Annotated in this window: 1 protein-coding gene; it reads left to right on the forward strand. The window is 73.1% G+C overall.

The features are described from left to right. Positions 1–1006, forward strand: a 1006-nt coding sequence (locus J2X36_RS26805) for an HlyD family type I secretion periplasmic adaptor subunit (protein WP_310355267.1), incomplete at both ends; no start/stop codon positions are given.

Below are 1006 nucleotides of genomic sequence, written 5' to 3' on the forward strand. Positions count from 1 at the left end.
TGCGGGTGCGGGAGGGCGCGCGCGTCAAGGCCGGCGACGTGCTGATCCGCCTCGACGAGACCCAGACCCGGGCCAACCTCGACATCGTGCTCAAGGCGCTCGACGAGCTCGCGGCGCGGCGCGCCCGCGACGAGGCGGAGCGGGACGGGGCGGGACGGGTCAGCTTCCCGGCCGAGCTGCTGGCGCGCGTCGCCGACCCGGCGGTGGCGCATCTGGTCGAGGGCGAGACGCGGCTGTTTGCGGCCCGCGTGGCCGCGCGCGAGGGCCAGAAGGCGCAGCTGCGCGAGCGGGTGGCGCAATTGCGCCAGGAGATCTCGGGCCTGACCGAGCAGGCCTCGGCCAAGGACCGGGAGATCCGGCTGATCGGCTCGGAGCTCAAGGGGGTGCGCGAGCTGTTTGCCAAGAACCTGGTGCCGTTCTCGCGGGTGACCGCGCTGGAGCGGGACGCGGCGCGGCTGGAGGGGGAGCGGGGCCAGCTGATCGCCTCGACCGCCTCGGCGCGGGGCAAGATCACGGAGACGGAGCTGCAGATCCTGCAGGTGGACGGGGACATGCGCACGGAGGTGGGCAAGGAGCTGGCCGAGATCCGGGGGCGCTGGTCGGAACTGGTCGAGAAGCGGGTGGCGGCCGAGGACCAGCTCAAGCGGATCGACCTGCGCGCGCCGCAGGACGGGACGGTGCACCAGCTGGCCGTGCACACGATCGGCGGGCTGGTGGTGCCGAGCGAGCCGGCGATGCTGATCGTGCCGTCGGCGGACCAGCTGGCGGTGGAGGTGAAGATCCAGCCGCAGGACATCGACAACGTGCGGGTGGGGCAGGCGGCGGTCCTGCGGTTCCCGGCCTTCAACCAGCGGGTGACGCCGGAGATCGACGGGGTGGTCAGCCGGGTCTCGGCGGACGTGACGAGCGACCCGAAGACGGGGATGAGCTACTACGTGGCGCGCATCCAGGTGCCCGAGGAGCAGACGGCGCGGCTGAACGGGGCCAAGCTGGTGCCGGGCATGCC

The sequence above is a fragment of the Methylobacterium sp. BE186 genome, from assembly GCF_031457035.1.
Lineage (GTDB): Bacteria > Pseudomonadota > Alphaproteobacteria > Rhizobiales > Beijerinckiaceae > Methylobacterium > Methylobacterium segetis.